This window comes from Desulfosporomusa polytropa, assembly GCF_055380075.1.
Map to the genome: position 1 here is coordinate 2,954,715 of NZ_AP042400.1, position 18,868 is coordinate 2,973,582.

Sequence of the window (18,868 nt, forward strand, 5' to 3'; positions counted from 1 at the left end):
AGTGTATTCATGGCACAAGCAAAAAATAACCGCTTACTTGGTGCCAAAGATCCTATCGCCGGCATCTCCTAAACCTGGTACTATGTAGCCATTCTCATTGAGATGGCTGTCAACAGCAGCTACGTACACCTCAACATCAGGGTGATGGGAGTTGACTAGGTTAATACCTTCCGGTGCAGCTACTAAGCACATCAGTTTAATATTCTTAGCACCTTTGGCTTTTAAGAGGTCAATGGCCGCGACCGAGGAACCGCCGGTAGCCAACATGGGATCAATAACGATAAGTTCACGTTCAGCAACATCTGTCGGCAGTTTGCAGTAGTACTCTACCGGTTTTAGCGTTTCATGATCACGATATAAGCCAACATGCCCAACCTTGGCCGCAGGAATAAGTTTTATAATGCCATTCACCATGCCTAAGCCAGCACGTAAAATCGGCACAACACCGATTTTTTTACCTGACAGCACTTTACAAGTACAAGTTGTAAGCGGCGTTTCGACTTGGGTCTCTTCCAGAGGCATATTCCGGGTCAGCTCAAAGGCCATAAGCATAGCAATTTCCTCTAAGAGCTCGCGGAACTCCTTAGTCCCTGTCCTAACATCACGAATGAGCGAAAGTTTATGCTGAATGAGCGGGTGATCAATTATTTTTACTTGCATAATATCATCTCTCCTTCCTTATGCGTACAATGGGTATTTGCGGCATAATTCAGCCACCATAGTCCGCGCTGTGTCTTGGGCTGCACTGTCATCCGGACTGGTCAACGTCATCGCAATAATATCACCAATTGCTACCATATCGGCCTCTACCATCCCACGGGAAGTAACAGCCGGAACGCCAATGCGAACACCACTTGTTACCAAAGGACTGGCCGGATCATTAGGAATAGCATTTTTATTGACAGTAACGCCAATTTCATCTAAGAAGTGTTCCGCTTGCTTGCCTGTTAGGTTTTGTGCCCGTAAATCAACCAAAACCAGATGATTATCGGTGCCGCCCGATACCAGCGTAAACCCCTTTTGTTTGAGCCGTTCAGCTAGCGCTTGGGCATTTTTTATAATTTGGCCCTGATAAAGGCGGAATTCCTGACTAAGTGCTTCTTTAAAAGCCACTGCCTTGGCAGCAATCACATGCATTAACGGACCACCCTGGATGCCAGGAAAGATAGCTTTGTCAATGGCTTTGGCATATTGGGCACGACACAGGATCATACCACCCCGCGGACCGCGGAGCGTCTTGTGAGTCGTTGTGGTAACAATATCGGCATGCGGCACCGGACTAGGATGAAACCCAGCTGCCACTAAGCCGGCAATATGAGCCATATCTACCATCAACATCGCCCCTGCATCACGAGCAATTTGTCCTAATCGGGCAAAATCAATAATCCGGGAATAAGCACTGGCACCAGCCACCAGCATCTTGGGCTTGTGCTTGTAAGCAAGCTCAGCAACCTGGTCATAGTCGATACGATGGGTAACCGAGTCAACTCCATAAGGAATTACATTAAAATATTGTCCAGAAATATTTACCGGGCTGCCATGTGTTAGATGGCCACCATGGGCAAGATTCATACCCAAAATGGTATCACCAGGCTTTAAGAAAGCAAAATATACGGCAGTATTGGCCTGTGCTCCTGAATGTGGCTGCACATTGACATGCTCTGCACCAAAAATCTCTTTGGCCCGGTCAATGGCCAGTTGCTCAACAATATCAACACATTCACAGCCACCATAATAGCGATGCCCCGGATACCCCTCAGCATATTTATTGGTAAGTACCGACCCTTGGGCCTCCATTACGGCTTTACTGACGAAATTCTCTGACGCGATAAGTTCCAGTTTATTTTGCTGGCGGGCGCGTTCAAGGTCAATAGCGTTTTTTACTTCAGGATCTACTCCAGCAAGTATTGTCATGTGTATTCCTCCCCAAATATAAAGCAATTTATTTTAGTATATATATTCCGCAGTAAAGAAGTTTGCAGTCGCAAGTAGGTGATGCTTTTGCCAACACACCACCTACCTGGAAAAGCCTTTAACACGTTGTATATAGTTCATAGTTCATAAACAGCGCGAACGCCACCAATTAGTTTGGGCCTCGTATGAGCCGCCGTTAGATAGGCTTGTCCAATATGTTTTGGCGTTAACCGTACTGGAATAGCCACTCGCTTAATGTGCATCCCAATAAGCGTACTGCCAATATCAAGGCCGGCATGGGCACTGATAGTTTCCACGACCATCGGCTTGGTAAATTCACGCATAGCCTGCGCAGCCAGCGAACCACCGGCTTTTGCCACCGGAATGACTGTCACTTCTTCGAGATGGTAGGCAGCAGCCACTGCTGCTTCGACAACAAGTGCCCTATTAAGATGCTCACAGCACTGTACCGCCAACGAAACCTGATACCAGGAACAAACCTTTAAGAGATTTGACAAAATTCGAGCAGCCACTACCTCAGAACCATAAGAGCCAATACGCGCCCCTTGTACTTCACTAGTACTGCACCCCACTACCAGAATTTCTCCTGGCTTTAAATGGGCTGTTTTTATCAATTCTTCAGCCGCCTGGATTGTTTGACGGCCGATTGTTGCCAAGTCTGTATCCATGGTCATTCACTCCAATTTATCTTAATCGGTAAGTCAAGACTCCCGCCTCTATAGGCGGTGTCAGTTCAGGTGGAGTAGACTCTCCACCTGAACCCCCGATGTTTCAGCTATGCTGAAACGAGTTCACTCGCTGTCTTTTTCTAACTCCATAAGCTTTTCTACCCGGCAGGCGTGGCGCCCACCAGCAAATTTAGTCTTAAGCCAGACCTCAACAATCATCCTGGCCAAACCAATGCCAATCACGCGTTCTCCCAGTGTTAGGATATTAGCATCATTATGCTCCCGCGACATCTGCGCTGAAAAGACATCATTACAAAGAGCGGCTCTGATTCCCTTAATTTTGTTAGCCGCAATGCTAACCCCAATGCCTGTGCCGCAAACAATAATGCCCCGCTCATACTCGCCTTTTGCCACTGCTTCGGCTACTTGACGGGAAATGTCGGGGTAGTCAACCGTTGCGGAGGTATAGGTGCCAAAATCATAACTATCTACCTTAAGCTCAGTTAATAGGGTTTTAATCTCTTCTTTTAGGCGAAAACCACCATGGTCGCTGCCAATTGCCACTTTCATTGCAGTAACACTTCCTATGTATATTTTTTCACGTCTTCTTCCATTTCAACGTTAATTACTTTTTTCCTGCTAGACTTACAATTTTTTCCCACGCTGAAGTTAGCAATTGTCGCAACTGCTGGACACAAGCCTGGTACTGAACCTCGCTACCACCAAACGGATCGGTAACATTGCCTGTTTGACCGGCAAATTCAGCTAGGGTGAATGTTTTTTCCGCCATAGCTGGTGCCATCGCCACAATCGCCTGTCTATGCGCGATTGTCATAGTAAGTACCAAATCTGCAGCCGTCAATTGTGCCAAATCAAGCTGCACCGAACAATGCCTGTCCAAACTAAGACCAGACTGACGCATAACAGTCTGGGCCTGGGGTGAGGCGGGCTCTTGCCAAGCGGCAATACCTGCTGAGGCCACAACAATTTTATCTGCCAACCCCGCTTGTACGGTCATATCATCAAGCAAAGCGGCTGCCATGGGGCTACGGCAGGTATTGCCGGTACATACGAATAGCACCTTAAACATCTTTGTTCACTCCCTCCTATTTTGTACCAGGAAAAAATTTCTCATACCTGCGGACAGTATCATCCTCAGATTGTTGTCCATAGGATATGTATTGCTAACAACACTAACACACTGCCACCCATCAGTTCAGCCCGTCCGCCAATATACCGACCTAGCTTACGACCTAATCCCAGGCCAAGCAGCCCAATACCAAAGATCACCGTCCCCAAAACCAAGCTCAATTGGAATAAATTTACATCAATCATGCCCAGGCTAAACCCCGCTGCCAGGGCATCAATACTAACGCTGGCAGCCAATACGATGAGGGCCATACCATGCAAGGGATTGCCTGACACAGTGTCTTTCGAATCACTAATGTTGTCTTTAATCATCAAGGTGCCTAAGCCCGCAAGCACCAATGCGCCAATAATTGTCGCAAAGTTTTGCACGCTGGCCACCGGCCAATTGATGTGGTAAGCCCCTACGTGTTCTACAATGCTCCCCAACCAGTGGCCAATATGATATCCAATTAGAATCATAATTATATGAAATACAGCAAATACAATGGCTGATTGAAGGATCACCAAACGCCGTACCTTGTTCATACCAATAGGCACAGCCACTGAAAACAAATCTGTTCCCAATGCGGCACTCAGAACAAACAGTTCAAACAAGCTCATATTCCACCTCCGCTGGTAATGTATATGTAGCAACAGGAGGCAATATGAAGCATTCATCCATTCTAAGCGCGGATAATGCGATACCCAGCTGCCTTTCGTAATCGATTCATGACAGCAAGCCCCAACCCCTGGTCGGCGATACCTTCAGCATAAATGACATCCACAGCCTTATCATCAAAACTTCTAAGAGCGGTGTAAAGGTTGGCTGCAATAGCAGCCGCATCGGCACGTGGCCCGTAAACATACGTGATGACCTGAGGTGGTAAACTGCCTGCTAATTCAGTAGATACAATAGCCCCCACTGTTTTCCCGGACGCTAGCATTTGTTCCAGCTCGCGTTTTAGCAGCACAGCCGCAATAGCCGGTTTGGCTTCTACTAAAAATAGCGGCGCCAAAGGCGCGTAATGCGTATATTTCATGCCAGGCGATTTAGGTATCGCCTGCGCACCAGCCAGCGTCGGATCAATTTCAACTTCTCCTAACACTTCAACCAGCATGTCATACGTAATCCCCCCTGGTCGCAGCAATGTCGGCACCGGGGTAGTACAGTCAACCACCGTTGATTCTACACCAATTGCACAGGGCCCGGCATCAATCACAGCGGCAATTTTACCATCCAGATCTGCCAGCACAGCTTGCGCCGTCGTCGGGCTTGGTCTTCCCGAAGTATTGGCACTGGGCGCCGCCACCGGCACACCAGCTAGACGGATTAACTCCCTGGCCACCAGCGACGACGGCAATCGAATGGCCACCGTATCCAGACCGCCAGTCACAGCATCTGGCACCAATGGCCGACGCTCCACCACCACCGTAAGTGGCCCTGGCCAGTAGCGTTCCACCAATGCCAGGGCATTTGCCGGCACAGATGCTGCTAAAGTATATAGTTTATCAACAGCATCAATATGTAGAATAAGTGGATTATCTGAAGGTCGTCCCTTGGCCTCATAAATAGTTTTTACTGCCTGCACGTCCAGCCCGTTAGCACCAAGACCATATACTGTTTCTGTAGGAAAAGCCACCAGTTGTCCCTGTCGCAGCATCGCGGCTGTCTCTGCTAAAATAGCTATATCTGGTTTAAGCGGGTCTATCTTATAATAATTAGTATGCACGTTAATCATCTCCACGACAAAGTCAAGAAGCCAGTTCATTCTATGTACAGCCCTTTACTTCTTATAGGTGCCTGCAAGTTTTGTTAAGGCATTAAACGAAAAATTACAACACGTTCGATACCAGCATAATCATTAATAATAGCTTCCAGTTTCAGCCTACTGTCAGTATCAGCCAGTGCGGCTACCGACCCAGCTTGGTTAATTCCGACTTCTACCGCAATAAAGCCTGCTGGTTTAAGGTAGTTTGCTCCCTGCGCCACAATCCGGCGATAAAAGTCAAGGCCATCAGACCCGCCAGCCAACGCCAACCGCGGTTCTTGACGTACCTCAGGGCTTAAACCACAGATGTCATTGTCTGGAATGTACGGCGGGTTAGATACTATTGCATCAAATTTTTCACCTGCCAGCGGCTGCAACATATCACCCTTAAAAAATGTCAGACGTTCGCCAACCCCTTGTCTGTCAGCATTTTCCCCGGCAACCGCCAATGCTTCTGGCGAAATGTCAACCGCCATACCTACCGCAGTAACTAGTTTTACTAGTAGACTGACAATGATAGCACCACTGCCTGTACCCAAATCTGCAATAGCTGGCACTTCAATACCATTCAGGCGTTCAAGCGCGGCTTCCACCAAAATTTCGGTATCAGGGCGAGGAATAAGTACTGCTGGATTAACCATAAAATCCAGCCCCATAAACTCTTTGTAGCCGTTAATATAAGCTACCGGCGCATACATAACCCGGCGCTTGACAGCCTGCCGATAAGCAGCAAGTTCTTCAGGCGTTAATGGCTGGTCAAAATTTGTATATAAATACAGCCTATCCTTACCCAGTATATGGGAAAGCAGTACTTCGGCATCCAGGCGGGGATTATCAATCCCCTTGGAGCCGAAGTACTGCCTAGTCCATTGTACAATTGAAGATATGGTCCATTGTTCCGTCATTATTCAACCTCTTGCAATTTCTCACTCTGGCCAGCCGTTACCAACGCAGAGATTAGTTCATCTAAATCACCATTTAGAACAAAGTCCAGTTTATGCAGTGTCAGGCCGATACGATGATCGGTAACGCGTCCCTGCGGAAAATTATAGGTTCGAATCCGCTCACTGCGATCACCGGTACCTACCTGGCTTTTGCGATTTTCCGCCATCTCGGCAGCTTGCTCAGACTGCGCCATTTCCAATACTCTGGCCCGCAGCACCCGCATGGCCTTATCCTTATTTTTGAGCTGCGATTTTTCATCCTGGCATGTTACCATAACCCCGGTCGGCAAGTGAATAATACGTACAGCCGATTCGGTTTTGTTAACATGCTGACCGCCGGCGCCACTGGCACAATAGGTGTCAATACGAAGGTCATTGGGATTAATTTCAATATCTACATCTTCGGCTTCAGGCAACACCGCTACTGTCACGGTGGAGGTATGAATCCGACCGCTTGACTCGGTGGTCGGTACCCGCTGCACTCGATGCACACCACTTTCATATTTGAGCTTAGAATACGCTCCATCGCCTTGAATAGAAAATACCACTTCCTTGAAGCCGCCTAGATCGGGCGCATTTGCATCAAGCATCTCCGTCCGCCATCCTTGATTTTCGGCATAACGGGTATACATGCGAAATAAATCACCGGCAAATAGTGCAGCCTCATCACCACCAGCACCGCCCCGGATTTCAACAATAACATTCTTATCATCATTAGGGTCTTTGGGCAGAAGCAAAATTCGCAATGCTTCCTCCAAACCCCCGATTTTATTGTGTGCCTCGCTATACTCGGCTTCCACCAGCTCGCGAAAATCAGCATCCAGCTTATCTTTGAGCATTTCACGGGCATCGGCAACAGTCTGCAGCGTTTTCTTGTATTCCCGAAACTTTTCCACAATCAAAGTCATTTTACTATGAGCCTTAGTCAACTTCTGCCATTCGCCCATATCAGCCATGACCGCCGGATCGCTGATCCGCCCTTCCAGCTCGAGAAATTTATCTTCCAGTGCCTGTAATTTATCCAGCATTTATTTTCACCTCTATCTCTTGGTCAGGCCGCACAGCATGTAAGGCGGCGATAGCTACTTCAATCTGATCGTCACTAGGCTCACGGGTAGTCAGTTGCTGCAGCCACAGACCTGGCGTAATGGCGCAAGCAACCCAGCGGGCTTTGCTCCGTCCGGCAAACCGAATAATCTCATAGGCAATGCCAGCCACTACTGGCAACAAAACCACCCGGGACAAAATCCGGAGCCATAGGTCCGGCCACCCCAAAAACGCAAACATAATAATACTTACTACCATGACAATAAGCAAAAAGTTAGTGCCACAGCGGGGATGCAGCCGACTATGTTTTCTGATATTCTCGACTGTCAACTCCTCTTCGGCCTCATACGTATGAATGGTTTTATGCTCAGCGCCATGATACTGAAATACTCGCTGAATATCTTTCATGAGTGATATTCCCCAAATATACAGAAAGAAAATGGCCAATCGCAAAATTCCTTCAAAGGTATTAAGCAACCGCGAATCAGTGACTGCACTATGAATATATTTAGCAGCGAAGGTTGGAATAATTACAAACAGCAAAATAGCCAATCCCAGCGAGAACACCATGGTTATGGCAATTTCTTTGGTAGATAAAGTCTCTTCTTCCTCACCGGCCGCTTGCGCGGAAAACGACAAGGCTTTTAGTCCATAAATCAGCGATTCGGCTAACGCAACAACCCCACGGATCATTGGTTTTTTTAAAATAGGATAACGGTCAGTAATTGAAGTCAACCGTTCCTTTTGAATTGTAATATTGCCGGACGGTTCGCGAACGGCAGTGGCGATAAATTCCGGACCACGCATCATGACACCTTCAATAACAGCTTGGCCGCCAACAAAAGGTTTTTTTTGACTCATGCTGCCCGCCCTCCTTCTATCAAAACTTCTACGAAATATTCGTCTGTGTTCACATATAAGTACAGCAGAGCATTCCTGCTCTGCTGCCCAAATGTTGTTCAATTAGCCAAGCGGCAATTACTCTTGGGTATTGCTGCCAAAACGTTTGTTGAATCTTTCTACACGGCCGCCTGCTGCTATTTGGCGCTGTTGACCAGTATAGAATGGGTGGCATTTGGAGCATACATCTACACGCAGTTCTTTTTTAACCGAACCGGTAACAAATGTATTGCCACAGCCGCAGACAACTTTGGCTTCACTGAATTGGGGATGAATCTTTTCTTGCATATCTTGCACCTCACTTTATAGAGCCATTTAAATTAAATTTATGCGTAGTAATTATAGCATATCGAATTACGCTGCGCAAGCTGTCTCACGGTAACTTTGCTAATATCCTTACAAATATCTCGGTCAGCTCAGGCTGAACATTAATACTGTATTAAAACCCAGCCATCAGGCTATAGCCCAAATATAGGGCAGCTCCCCAAATAAATACCGCTGAAAATTTGCCCAGCAACCCCAGTACCCTGCCTGAGCTATCTAAGTTTCCCAGCATCCGCCCAGCAAAGGCTAAGGAGAAAAACCACAGCCAGGACACCAGAATGCAAGCAGTTGTAAACAACAGCTTGCTGCTATCTGCATACTGCAAGGAGCTGGTACCAATGACCCCGATAGTATCTAAAATAGCATGAGGGTTTAGCAATGATACTGAGGCAGCAAACATGATCTGTTTACTCGGAGGCAAGCCTGTTCCCTCAGCTGTTTGGCTATCTTCAGCCTTGCTTTGCCAAGCGATCCACCCCATATAAGCCAAAAAGACAAAGCCGCCAGCCAACAGCGCGGTCTTTAGCCAAGAAAAGCTTAGTATAACTAGCGATACCCCCAGCACGGCCGCCAGAATAAGCACCGTATCACAAAGTCCGGCAGTTACTACCGCAGGCATGGCCTGCCACAAATTGGCCTGTACTGCCCCTTGATTAAAAACAAACAAATTTTGCACACCTAACGGTAAAATAAGCCCAAACGCTAAAATAATGCCATGAATAAACGCTTCCATCCTTATGTTCTCTTTTCTCCTCCCCAGCCCCCATATACTTCTGGCTTGCGATGCCGCAGCAACGGCAATTCTTCCCGCACTCTGTCCAACGTTCTAAAATCGATTTGGCTGGTAATCACAGTTTCTTCTTCATCGGCAATCTTCAATACTCTAGCCCAAGGGTCAACAATAATCGAATGACCGTAGGCCTTATATTCAGCCGCCGCATTTAATGCCGGCGATGCCCCAATTACATATACCTGATTATCAATAGCCCGGGCCCGCATTAATAACTCCCAATGGGCCGGCCCGGTTACCGAGCCAAAGGCTCCTGGATAAACTAAAATTTTGGCTCCCTCGAGCACCATTGTCCTGGCCAGCTCAGGAAAACGCACATCATAGCAAATAGCCACACCAATCTTTCCCAGCGAAGTGTCTACCACCGTCATCTCGCTGCCTGCTGTCAGCGTCTTTGATTCCTGAAATACCGTCCCCCCCTTAATAGCTACATCAAACAAATGCACCTTGCGATGGCGGCCAATCAACTTACCCTGCTCATTGAAGATAAAACTGGTATTGTAAATATTACCAGCCTCGTCCCGTTCAGGAATTGAGCCACCAATAAGGATTACCTTGTGCCTTTGAGCGCACTCTGCCAACATTTCAATTGTCGGCCCCGCCGGATAGGTTTCGGCATATTGGGGAAATAGCTCAGACTGATACGGACAATTAAACATCTCCGGCAATACCACCAAACGGCTATCCCGCATGACCGCCTCAGCAATCATGCTTCTAGCATTACGAATATTGGCCTCTTTATCAGTCACAACCCCTAATTGACAAATTCCCACAGTAACTACAGCCACAAATACCCCTCCGATCATAATTTACACCATATAATAGACTATTTTGCAAAAGGTAAGCGAAAACAGCAGGATTTCCCAATAGTGCCTGTCGAATAATTTTAGCAGACTATCAGGAGGATAACTTATATCATGCAAAAAATCGCTATACCAAACCTTCAGCCCAACATGGTAGTTGCCCGTAATATTTTCAGCACAGAAGGCGTATTACTCTTGAGCGCAAATACTGTGCTTAATACTCTGCAAATTGATCGATTACAACAATTCAACCTTCCTAGTATTTATATAAAAAATCCCTTTACAGACAACCTACTTGACGACGACCTTATCAATACTATTCCCGAGGTTGTCCGCGAAGAAACACGGGTCCAGGCCGTCCAAATCGTGAATACAGCCTTCGAAAATCTTGCTCATACGCAAGAACTTGACGCACAGCCGTTTAAGGCGATCTCTGATTTTATCCTTGATGAAGTTATCAAAAATCGCGGGGCTATGATTCATCTTACAGATATCCGAGCCCGCGATGGCTACACCTTTGGGCACTCTGTCAATGTTTGCGCACTTTCTACCCTCACCGGCGTTCAGTTAGGCTATGACATGATTAAGCTTAAAGAACTAGCATTAGGCGCTTTACTCCACGATACAGGCAAAATGCTCATTCCTAAAGATATCCTTATCAAACCGGGTCCACTTACCAGTGATGAACGCAAACTCATGCAGCAACATTCCGACCTTGGTTTTGATATTCTCCGTAAGCAAGGAGATATCCCCCTAATATCTGCCCATATTGCCTTTCAACACCATGAGAAATTTGACGGCACAGGCTATACCCGCGGCCTTAGCGGCACAGATATTCATGAATATGCTCGTATTGTAGCCATTACCGATGTGTATGATGCGCTCACCTCAGACCGTCCTTATAAAGATGGAACCTTACCACACGAAGCCTATGAAATCATGATGTCACTGGCCAATACCCACTTTGATCCAACTATTTTACGGACTTTTCTAAACCAAGTTGCTATCTATCCGCTTGGCAGCATCGTCCAGCTTACCACCGGCGCCATTGCAGTAGTTACAAAAGTAATTCCCGGACTGCAAACCCGGCCAACCTTAAAAATTCTCCTGGATGACAGGGGCTGCAGGTTGAAAAACGGGCCTGAAATTGACTTGACTAGACACCTGACAACATTTATTAGTAAGGTATTTACCCCTACAGAGGTTATGCAGTTGGACACCGCTTCACCCCTGTAACCATTATTATAGCATTTCCAATACTTGAAAATATAGGTAAAACGCTCTCATTACAACGAAATTCACGCAAAATAACCAGGCAATTGTCCTGGTTATTTTTATCTTAATCGCTAAGTCAAGCCTCTCGCCTCTACAGGTGACGTCAGTTCAGGTGGAGTAGACTCTCCACCTGAACCCCCGATGTTTCAGCTCTGCTGAAACAAGTTCACTCACTTATCTTGCAGCACTCACTTCGGTTAGTGTTTTGGCAAGGCTCAGTAGTTCTTCCTGGCTGCCTGCACCTTCCAGCGTTACTTCATTATTATCAATAATGACCGTTACTTTGTTACGGTTTGGCAGGTTATTTGCAACGATTTCCTTGCGAATAGACTTTTTTGCCAGTATCGGGGGCGACATTGGTACTGAACGGAGTTCGTTGGTACGTTTTGGGGCCTGAGTAATGATGATTTCATCAGGCTCCCCCTGGCGGTACACTTGCCTAATTGTCTTACTAATTGCATCAATTGTAACACTATCTGCTTTGCGGTCAGCTAAGACCAGCATGGTAGCGCTAGCTGACGGTATCGAGGCGGGAGGCAAATCCAAGGCCAAAGCCACACTAGGAGCTGGGGTGGCTGCTTCAGATTCTGGTTGAACTGCCACCGTGGTTTCAGTATCGACAGCCGGCGCCTGCAGCTCGTCCGGCGGCGTTGTTAGCGTAGCTGGCGTTTTCGCAATAGATGGTGACTGCAGCGCTTCAGTGGTAGGCGCCGGTGCCGTCTGCGTCGGCGCCTTAGCCAGTGGCGGTTCTTGTGTGGCTGGTGGCATACCATGTAAGAGTATAATTAATAGTACCGCCGCTGCCGTGCCGCCAAGACTAGCTATGCCCCAGGCTACGCGTTTTTTACGTTTTTTCTGAGCAATATCGCTAACTGCTTGCTCCACAATATGATTTAGTACTGCTGGCGGCGGCACGGCCAATGGCTTGGCTGATACTTTGACAAGTTTAGCAGCATATAACAGTTCTGTGATCTCTTCCTCTTGCATGTTTTCTAGCGGCAAACCTTGATTAAGCCTATCAATCGCGGCTGACAATGCTTCTGCTTGCCTTTTTTCCGTATTGGTGCTATCCTGCATCAGCTTCCCCCCCTCCAGTAATACCATTTTCAGCAAATAAATCCTTCAATTTTTTGAGTGCCCGCTGTTGCAGCATTTTTATGGCAGCACTACTTTTCTCCATAATCCTTGCGACATCGGCTACCGCCACACCCTGAAGAATTCTAAGTTCAATCACCCGCCGCTGCTCCTCCGGCAAAAGTGCTAGCAGCCGAACAACTTCCCCGCGCCGTTCCGCACTTACGAGGGCTTCGTCAGGACGGGTACTTGCGTCAATTATCAGCTCATTATGTTGATCAATATCAACCATTTGGGGCGACCGGCCGCGTTTTCGGTAATAATCAGTAATGAGGTTAAGCGTAATGCGCGATAGATAGGTTTTGAAGGTGGCAGTGGTTTCTTTATACCGCGGCAGTGCCGCCAATACCCGCAAGAAGGTGTCTTGTGCAATTTCCTGGGCGTCTTCCGGGCTGCCAGTCTTGGATAAAGCCAAGCGGTAGACAATCGGCCAATAGGTGGCAACTAGCTCATTAAGGGCGGCCCGTTCACCGCTTTGCGCCTTGGTAATCATACTATTTTCATCATACGGCATCTATGTCACCACGCTTTACCCTCACATATTTACAACTTATTTTACCAAAAATTCCCCCAGAGTGAGCGGCAACTGTCCTAACTGCTCTTTTACTTCCTCCATACTGTTGGCAAAGCCAGCGGCCGCTTCAGTATCGGTAAAGCGCACTTTTACATCCAGGATATTCTCGTCATATAAGTGAAACGCCGTATCTACTATACCGATGTTTTCAGTTTCCAAACAAATTCTCAGCCACGTCTCGGTCACTTTTTGTCCGGGATTTTTTTTATCTTCTTCCTCGTGATGATAAACATGAACATAGGCTGGATAAGCCGTTTGTCCTTCACCAAAGTATAAGGGTACCGCAAAAGTCAATACCTTCTGGGCATCCTGCCGTTCAGCAGTTACACCACTGGCTTTAGACATAGTCCCAGCCAATTCCTGCAATACCTTGATGGCTGCTTTAAGCTCTTCCGGACTTTTCTCTTGCCAAATGTTGGTAAGTTCTGCCATGGCTTGTTGTCGCAACGCTAGTTGTTGAGTAGCCTGTGCTTGCTTGGGAGTAAGCAACTCCGCCACCTGCTCCAACGCATTGGCAAGCACTATAATCTTTTCCTTCGGCGACTTCTCCGATTTATTGAGGGAGGTTACTATTCCCGCCAACGCTGGTGGCAATGTTTGCATCTGTTGCGCAGGGGTTGCCGAGGTTGATGTTACTAGTTGGGATGTTGGTGTTTGCAAGGTCAGAGTTTTTTGCTGACTTTGTGCTGACTGCGTTGTCTGAGGCACTTGTTGCTGTGTCGTTTGGCCTGACTGCGTTGCCTGAGGCGCTTGCTGCTGTGTCGTTTGGCCTGACTGTGTTGTCTGCGGCGTTTGCTGCTGTGTTGTTTGGCCTGACTGTGTTGCCTGCGGCGCTTGCTGTTGTGTCGTTTGTCCTGACTGTGTTGTCTGCGGCACTTGCTGCTGTGTCGTTTGGCCTAACTGTGTTGCCTGCGGCGCTTGCTGCTGTGTTGTTTGGCCTGACTGTGTTGTTTGAGGCGCTTGCTGCTGTGTTGTTTGGCCTGACTGTGTTGCCTGCGGCGCTTGCTGCTGTGTTGTTTGCGCTGCTGGTTCTTCCTGCTGCAACATAGTTAGAACAATCTTCCTGATATCTGGCGGCAGGCTTTCAAGCAGCTTGGGTTGAGCAATGACGTTCTTGAGTAATTGAGTCATTTCTTTTGACTTAACAGAATCACCTGTTGGCATAGCCGGTTTTATCAGCAACTCCTGTGACTTATTAGGCAAACTCCCCTGCTGCTGAGGCACTTCAGACTGCTTTGCATCAGCCCCTTGGTTAGAAGTTTTGCTACGCAGTACTACTTCAGCTTGTTCTTCCTGCAGTATACCAGTCTGCACGGCCACTGCTGTTTTTTCTGGCGATTGGCTTACTAATTCGATTGACTGGGGGGGGATCGCTACTGGCATCGCCTGTTGCTTATTGTCTGCTACATTGGACTGTGCCATATTTTTTGGCGTCTCCGGTATGGTGTTCTGTTGCTCATTTGGCTGAACAGCAGCAACCAGCTCTCGTAGCACTTTGGCTGCTGATTGTAAGTCGTCCGGCTGCATTCCCTGCAAGGCAGCCGCAAGCTGTGTCAGTAGTTGCTGTTTACCGGTTGCTGCCGGGGTTGATGCTTCTGCCTGCCCTTCCGGAACGGGCAGACCTGCCTTTTCCAGCATATCGGCTAGCATTACCAGCTTTTCGGCTCCGGTCTTTGGCGATTGAAGCAGCGTAACCAAACCCTCTGACAGAGTAGTCTGCCCAGCTTGATTTTGACTTAAAAGTTGCTGTACAAGCTCTCTTATTTCTGGTGGTAAGCTTTTGACAAGTGCTGTTCTGTCGGCAACAGTCTGAGTAAGTTCAGTCAGTTTGGCTGCAATCGTGCTTTCTAACGCCACCAATACCGCTTGCGATGAATTGGTGGTGGTAGCCTTACCTGCTGTATCCTGCTCTACTTGGTTATTCTCCGTCTGTTGCCCCGCCGGTATGGCTTCCGGTTTCACCGCCGCTACAGTCTGGGCAGAGCCGGTATCGTTAATGGTGTTAATATTCATAGTCTCTCACCCTTTTCCTGCTTTACATATGATTATCTCTGTTATCGGGATTTTTATTTAATTTCTTAACATAACTCACAATATTTGCACCAATACATAAACTATAGTAAAAGCCCTAAAGGAGGCTGCTACATGGCGAAATTCCGCAAACTACTATCTGGCCAGCGTAGTTCCAGGGCCGTGCCAGTATTCCAGCTTGTTCCCGGTCAGCCGCTGACTACCGGTTATTTTTTACTACAGGTTGAACCTGCCATCCGTCACGGAATAGCCGAGCTTGTAGAAAGTAACCCTCGCCATGCCCTAACAGAATTAGCGTTAATCGCCTATTTGATGGGCATGGGATTTGACTATCCTACCGCAAAAGTAATTGTAGAATCTTGGGAAAAAGATGATTGCTTACTGGCACAAGGGATTTTAACAGAATAATAAAATCGCCACGCTTACGTACACAATGCCTGTAAAGCTTTCATTGTACACAATAGGCGTGGCATTTTTCTATTACTCTATTACAGTCACCAATTCAGTAAACAACTCTTTATTGGCCTTGATGATTTCCTCTCCGCCCAGGACACACAAGATATTGGCTTTCATCACAGCATCAACTAGTTGGGCTAGTTTTTGAATATCCTGCTGGGTAGTCGCCAGTATTTCATCCCGTTCCTGTTGTAAATCTGACTGGCTAATATTCCGAATATAAGCAGCGTCTGACCGCTCGCCTTTCATCTGCGGTGTCAGTGGCGTATCCATGGTACTCATGGTTCCAATAATGTATTTGGTCATTTCACGTTTACTAACCGTTTCAGCGGTGAAGTTATTCAGATAATCTACCGTTTCATCATAAACCTTAAGGGTCTCAGCCAGGTTGGGGTCGCGGTAGGAACCAAATACCGCATTACCACTGCGGTCAAACTGGGCAAAAGCACCATACGCTCCGCCTTGCACCCGAATACGATTCCAAAGATAATCATAACGCAAGATGGTTTCCAGCACCTTCATACTGCCATGATACCTAAAGCCTAAGCGGGAGAAGTTGGCCCCTTTGGCTACATACTGTACTTTTCCTGACGTCAACAGCCCTTCATTACGGGCCTTAGCCTGGAAACCATAGGTAACCGGCTCATATTGGCTTGTTCCCAGTTTGTCGATAAGTACCGGCAAGTTCTGACAAAAGTCCTTATAATCTTCAGTTTCACAAGTTATGCTTACCAACATGTTACCGCTATTAAAGATCGTCTGAGCTACCTTTGCCAGCGTCTGGCCAATCTCGTGTATCTTGCCATCAAGGTCTTGCTCTAGTGCTGCAATAAATTTATAATAGGTCAGCTGACCCACTTCATTAAATTTGGCGACAGGCGATATATAGGATAGCAGCCTGCTGGCCACCACCTGCTGGCCGCGCCGGAACAGTGCAGTATCCCAGGTTGCTTTGTTCTCGCGGATGAGTTCTTTCAGACGGCTTGTGTCGGTAAATATACTACTGCCAGTTATATCGCCTAACAGGCTAAACAGTTCAGACAGCTTGCTCACAAGCGCTTTGGCTTTAACCCTAAACATCGGCGTATATTTCTGATCATTGCCGTTATCTGAAAAAGCAAAGACATCATAGGAAAAACCGCCTGTATGAATATTAGTCTCTTTCGCTAGTTCGGCATACGAATATTTTTTTGTATCAATCTTGCCTAAAATATCAGCTAGCAAAAACAGATATGGTAACTCTGCTTCGGCTACAGCACCGGTATTGAAATAAAGATTAAGATAAGCAATACGGTTGGTGAACAAGGGGTGAAGCAATATCGGTACGCCCTGTTCCTGGTGCTCTTCTACCACTAATTTTTCTATTTTTGGATCAATATCTTTTAGCTCCACTAGTGGAATAAGTTCAAGTTTTTCCGGTGCATCAGGGGTTTCCTGACGTAATTTCAATGCCTTTGTCTGCTTAATAACTGTCGCTAACTCAGCCTGGCTTAACCCAGCCTTATATTCGTCCAGCTTGGCCTTACTCTCAGCCGCCTTGGTTGCACCAATCTTGCTATTAGGCTGTAAGGTAACCAGCGCTTGGTGATGATTATTTAGTAAACAGGTTTTAATCAGTTGTTCAAAATAACCTTGCCCAGATTTTTGTTTAATTTTTTCCAGTGCCGGTTCATATGCCAGATGGATAAGCGGGCTTTCGTCATAGAGCCAGCTGTCAAGACATTTTATGTTGTAAACCAATCCTTTAGGATGTTTGCCATAGTTCGCTTCCCGCAAATGGAATTCAAAAATATTTACCGAGGACTCTACCAATTTTTTATCCAAACCTTCGGACGCTAGTTTGCTTAGCACAGCATAAACCGTATCTTTAAATAAATCGACTTGCTCAGGATTAGCGCCACCAACCCCAAAGGTCATGGTAGGTTGAAGAATACTCTTATTATAGCTGCCAAACACCTCTTTTCCCAGTCCCGCATCCAGCAGCGCTTTTTTGAGCGGTGCCGCCGGAGTTTCTAAGAGAATATGTTCAAGCATCATAAGGCCCAGGTAACTTTCAGGATCGGTAGCTTTGCCAGCAACAATATTTAGCGTAATAAAGGTTTTATCGTTTGTTGACTCATCTGGCGAAACCGGGTAATCAACTACTTTTACTACCATTTCTTCAAACGGTTTTTGCAGCGAAATTTCAGAGTCAATCTCAGCCATCGTGAAGTCCTTGAGATAGGCGGCATGTAAAAACTTTAAGTTATCCTCCAAATCCATATCGCCATAAAGGAAAATATAGCTATTGGCGGGGTGATAATACTTTTTATGAAAAGCAACAAATTGTTCCTGGGTAAGTTCTGGTATAAACTCAGGATCGCCGCCAGACTCAACGCCATAGGTGGTATCAGGAAACAGACTGGCATAAATCTGGTGTTCCAAAATAGCATCAGGAGAAGAGAATACGCCTTTCATTTCATTATAAACAACACCCTTGTAGGTAAGCTCGGCCGCCTTATCAGGCAGCTCATAATGCCAGCCTTCCTGCATAAGAATCTCGGGAGTTTCCAGCATCAGTGGATAAAATACCGCATCCAGATAAACATCCATTAGATTGCGAAAATCCTTATCATTGCGGCTGGCAACAGGATACATGGTCTTATCCGGAAAGGTCATGGCATTCAAAAACGTATTGAGTGAACCCTTTACCAATTCGACAAATGGCTCTTTTATCGGAAATTTGCGTGAACCGCAGAGCACCGAGTGTTCCACAATATGCGGCACACCGGTTGAGTCTTCCGGTGGGGTACGGAAGGTAATGGAAAATACCTTGTTATCATCTTCATTACCTAAGTGCAGTAGGCGCGCCCCACTTTGCTCATGCACAAACAATTTGGCATCAGAGTTAATCTCATCAACATGGCTTGCCTCTAACAACCTAAAGCCATGATAGGTTTTACCTGTCTTAAAGGACATATCGTTACCTCGCTTTTATCTTTTTGTTTTAATTATCGTTGAAGCTAAGTCTACATTATCCTATGTAGTGCCTTACCGAGAAGTTATTATTCTGTCTTTCGCCAATCTGGAACAGTTTTCCTTCAAACGCAA

General features: G+C 46.8%; 19 protein-coding genes. 2 read left to right on the plus strand and 17 right to left on the minus strand.

Annotated features, from left to right (window positions below; all coding sequences use genetic code 11):
• Positions 1-33: 33 nt before the first annotated feature.
• The 13 genes from upp to ACZ449_RS15805 all read right to left on the minus strand — a co-directional run bounded on the left by upp (position 34) and on the right by ACZ449_RS15805 (position 10,293).
• Positions 34-660, minus strand: a complete 627-nt coding sequence (gene upp / locus ACZ449_RS15745) for a uracil phosphoribosyltransferase (RefSeq protein WP_464257015.1) — start codon at positions 658-660, stop codon at positions 34-36.
• Between the two features lie 18 nt (positions 661-678).
• Positions 679-1,914: a serine hydroxymethyltransferase gene (locus tag ACZ449_RS15750; protein ID WP_464257016.1), complete on the minus strand. Its 1,236-nt coding sequence runs from the start codon at positions 1,912-1,914 to the stop codon at positions 679-681.
• A 137-nt stretch (positions 1,915-2,051) separates the two neighbouring features.
• The gene (locus ACZ449_RS15755) at positions 2,052-2,603 is read right to left on the minus strand and encodes a TIGR01440 family protein (RefSeq protein ID WP_464257017.1); all 552 of its coding nucleotides are present in this window, start codon (positions 2,601-2,603) and stop codon (positions 2,052-2,054) included.
• A 123-nt stretch (positions 2,604-2,726) separates the two neighbouring features.
• Positions 2,727-3,173, minus strand: a complete 447-nt coding sequence (rpiB, locus tag ACZ449_RS15760; RefSeq protein WP_464257018.1) for a ribose 5-phosphate isomerase B — start codon at positions 3,171-3,173, stop codon at positions 2,727-2,729.
• A gap of 55 nt (positions 3,174-3,228) precedes the next feature.
• A complete protein-coding gene (locus ACZ449_RS15765) occupies positions 3,229-3,693 on the minus strand; it encodes a low molecular weight protein arginine phosphatase (RefSeq protein ID WP_464257019.1) in 465 nt (154 codons plus the stop codon).
• A gap of 65 nt (positions 3,694-3,758) precedes the next feature.
• Positions 3,759-4,352, minus strand: coding sequence for a manganese efflux pump MntP (locus tag ACZ449_RS15770; protein WP_464257020.1), 594 nt, complete (start codon positions 4,350-4,352; stop codon positions 3,759-3,761).
• Positions 4,353-4,414: 62 nt separating this feature from the next.
• The gene (locus ACZ449_RS15775; RefSeq protein WP_464261885.1) at positions 4,415-5,461 is read right to left on the minus strand and encodes an L-threonylcarbamoyladenylate synthase; all 1,047 of its coding nucleotides are present in this window, start codon (positions 5,459-5,461) and stop codon (positions 4,415-4,417) included.
• A gap of 83 nt (positions 5,462-5,544) precedes the next feature.
• The gene (gene prmC, locus ACZ449_RS15780; RefSeq protein WP_464257021.1) at positions 5,545-6,405 is read right to left on the minus strand and encodes a peptide chain release factor N(5)-glutamine methyltransferase; all 861 of its coding nucleotides are present in this window, start codon (positions 6,403-6,405) and stop codon (positions 5,545-5,547) included.
• On the minus strand, positions 6,405-7,472 hold the full coding sequence (gene prfA / locus ACZ449_RS15785) for a peptide chain release factor 1 (RefSeq protein ID WP_464257022.1): 1,068 nt from the start codon (positions 7,470-7,472) through the stop codon (positions 6,405-6,407). Before prfA ends, prmC begins: the two co-directional genes overlap by 1 nt.
• Entirely contained in the window at positions 7,462-8,352 is an 891-nt protein-coding gene (locus ACZ449_RS15790; protein ID WP_464257023.1) for a DUF1385 domain-containing protein, read from the minus strand. Before ACZ449_RS15790 ends, prfA begins: the two co-directional genes overlap by 11 nt.
• A gap of 117 nt (positions 8,353-8,469) precedes the next feature.
• The gene (rpmE, locus tag ACZ449_RS15795) at positions 8,470-8,679 is read right to left on the minus strand and encodes a 50S ribosomal protein L31 (protein ID WP_464257024.1); all 210 of its coding nucleotides are present in this window, start codon (positions 8,677-8,679) and stop codon (positions 8,470-8,472) included.
• A 151-nt stretch (positions 8,680-8,830) separates the two neighbouring features.
• A complete protein-coding gene (locus ACZ449_RS15800; RefSeq protein ID WP_464257025.1) occupies positions 8,831-9,448 on the minus strand; it encodes a LysE/ArgO family amino acid transporter in 618 nt (205 codons plus the stop codon).
• Positions 9,449-9,450: 2 nt separating this feature from the next.
• Positions 9,451-10,293, minus strand: a complete 843-nt coding sequence (locus tag ACZ449_RS15805) for a carbon-nitrogen hydrolase family protein (RefSeq protein WP_464257026.1) — start codon at positions 10,291-10,293, stop codon at positions 9,451-9,453.
• A 129-nt stretch (positions 10,294-10,422) separates the two neighbouring features.
• On the opposite strand from ACZ449_RS15805, the gene ACZ449_RS15810 reads away from it, so the two are divergent.
• Positions 10,423-11,544 carry an HD-GYP domain-containing protein gene (locus ACZ449_RS15810; RefSeq protein WP_464257027.1) on the plus strand — a complete coding sequence of 374 codons (1,122 nt, stop codon included), beginning with the start codon at positions 10,423-10,425 and terminating at the stop codon, positions 11,542-11,544.
• Between the two features lie 213 nt (positions 11,545-11,757).
• Here ACZ449_RS15810 and ACZ449_RS15815 read toward each other — a convergent pair whose 3' ends face one another.
• Genes ACZ449_RS15815 through ACZ449_RS15825 form a run of 3 tightly spaced genes read right to left on the minus strand, consistent with a single transcriptional unit; the run spans position 11,758 to position 15,304 of the window.
• On the minus strand, positions 11,758-12,660 hold the full coding sequence (locus ACZ449_RS15815; protein WP_464257028.1) for a hypothetical protein: 903 nt from the start codon (positions 12,658-12,660) through the stop codon (positions 11,758-11,760).
• Entirely contained in the window at positions 12,650-13,231 is a 582-nt protein-coding gene (locus ACZ449_RS15820) for an RNA polymerase sigma factor (protein WP_464257029.1), read from the minus strand. Before ACZ449_RS15820 ends, ACZ449_RS15815 begins: the two co-directional genes overlap by 11 nt.
• A gap of 36 nt (positions 13,232-13,267) precedes the next feature.
• Complete coding sequence (locus tag ACZ449_RS15825) at positions 13,268-15,304, minus strand: hypothetical protein (protein ID WP_464257030.1); 2,037 nt, start codon at positions 15,302-15,304, stop codon at positions 13,268-13,270.
• Between the two features lie 132 nt (positions 15,305-15,436).
• Between ACZ449_RS15825 and ACZ449_RS15830 the strand changes: the two genes are divergently transcribed.
• Complete coding sequence (locus ACZ449_RS15830) at positions 15,437-15,730, plus strand: hypothetical protein (RefSeq protein ID WP_464257031.1); 294 nt, start codon at positions 15,437-15,439, stop codon at positions 15,728-15,730.
• Positions 15,731-15,802: 72 nt separating this feature from the next.
• Here the strand turns inward: ACZ449_RS15830 and ACZ449_RS15835 are convergent, their stop codons facing one another.
• Positions 15,803-18,736, minus strand: a complete 2,934-nt coding sequence (locus ACZ449_RS15835) for an insulinase family protein (RefSeq protein WP_464257032.1) — start codon at positions 18,734-18,736, stop codon at positions 15,803-15,805.
• Between the last annotated feature and the right edge of the window lie 132 nt (positions 18,737-18,868).

Coding starts and splice junctions, on each gene's coding strand:
- ACZ449_RS15815 (WP_464257028.1), bottom strand. CDS start 12,660: ATGCAGGATAGCACCAATACGGAAAAAAGGCAAGCAGAAGCATTGTCA.
- upp (WP_464257015.1), bottom strand. CDS start 660: ATGCAAGTAAAAATAATTGATCACCCGCTCATTCAGCATAAACTTTCG.
- ACZ449_RS15810 (WP_464257027.1), top strand. CDS start 10,423: ATGCAAAAAATCGCTATACCAAACCTTCAGCCCAACATGGTAGTTGCC.
- prfA (WP_464257022.1), bottom strand. CDS start 7,472: ATGCTGGATAAATTACAGGCACTGGAAGATAAATTTCTCGAGCTGGAA.
- ACZ449_RS15800 (WP_464257025.1), bottom strand. CDS start 9,448: ATGGAAGCGTTTATTCATGGCATTATTTTAGCGTTTGGGCTTATTTTA.
- ACZ449_RS15830 (WP_464257031.1), top strand. CDS start 15,437: ATGGCGAAATTCCGCAAACTACTATCTGGCCAGCGTAGTTCCAGGGCC.
- prmC (WP_464257021.1), bottom strand. CDS start 6,405: ATGACGGAACAATGGACCATATCTTCAATTGTACAATGGACTAGGCAG.
- ACZ449_RS15750 (WP_464257016.1), bottom strand. CDS start 1,914: ATGACAATACTTGCTGGAGTAGATCCTGAAGTAAAAAACGCTATTGAC.
- ACZ449_RS15825 (WP_464257030.1), bottom strand. CDS start 15,304: ATGAATATTAACACCATTAACGATACCGGCTCTGCCCAGACTGTAGCG.
- ACZ449_RS15755 (WP_464257017.1), bottom strand. CDS start 2,603: ATGGATACAGACTTGGCAACAATCGGCCGTCAAACAATCCAGGCGGCT.
- rpmE (WP_464257024.1), bottom strand. CDS start 8,679: ATGCAAGAAAAGATTCATCCCCAATTCAGTGAAGCCAAAGTTGTCTGC.
- ACZ449_RS15765 (WP_464257019.1), bottom strand. CDS start 3,693: ATGTTTAAGGTGCTATTCGTATGTACCGGCAATACCTGCCGTAGCCCC.
- ACZ449_RS15820 (WP_464257029.1), bottom strand. CDS start 13,231: ATGCCGTATGATGAAAATAGTATGATTACCAAGGCGCAAAGCGGTGAA.
- ACZ449_RS15770 (WP_464257020.1), bottom strand. CDS start 4,352: ATGAGCTTGTTTGAACTGTTTGTTCTGAGTGCCGCATTGGGAACAGAT.
- rpiB (WP_464257018.1), bottom strand. CDS start 3,173: ATGAAAGTGGCAATTGGCAGCGACCATGGTGGTTTTCGCCTAAAAGAA.
- ACZ449_RS15790 (WP_464257023.1), bottom strand. CDS start 8,352: ATGAGTCAAAAAAAACCTTTTGTTGGCGGCCAAGCTGTTATTGAAGGT.
- ACZ449_RS15835 (WP_464257032.1), bottom strand. CDS start 18,736: ATGTCCTTTAAGACAGGTAAAACCTATCATGGCTTTAGGTTGTTAGAG.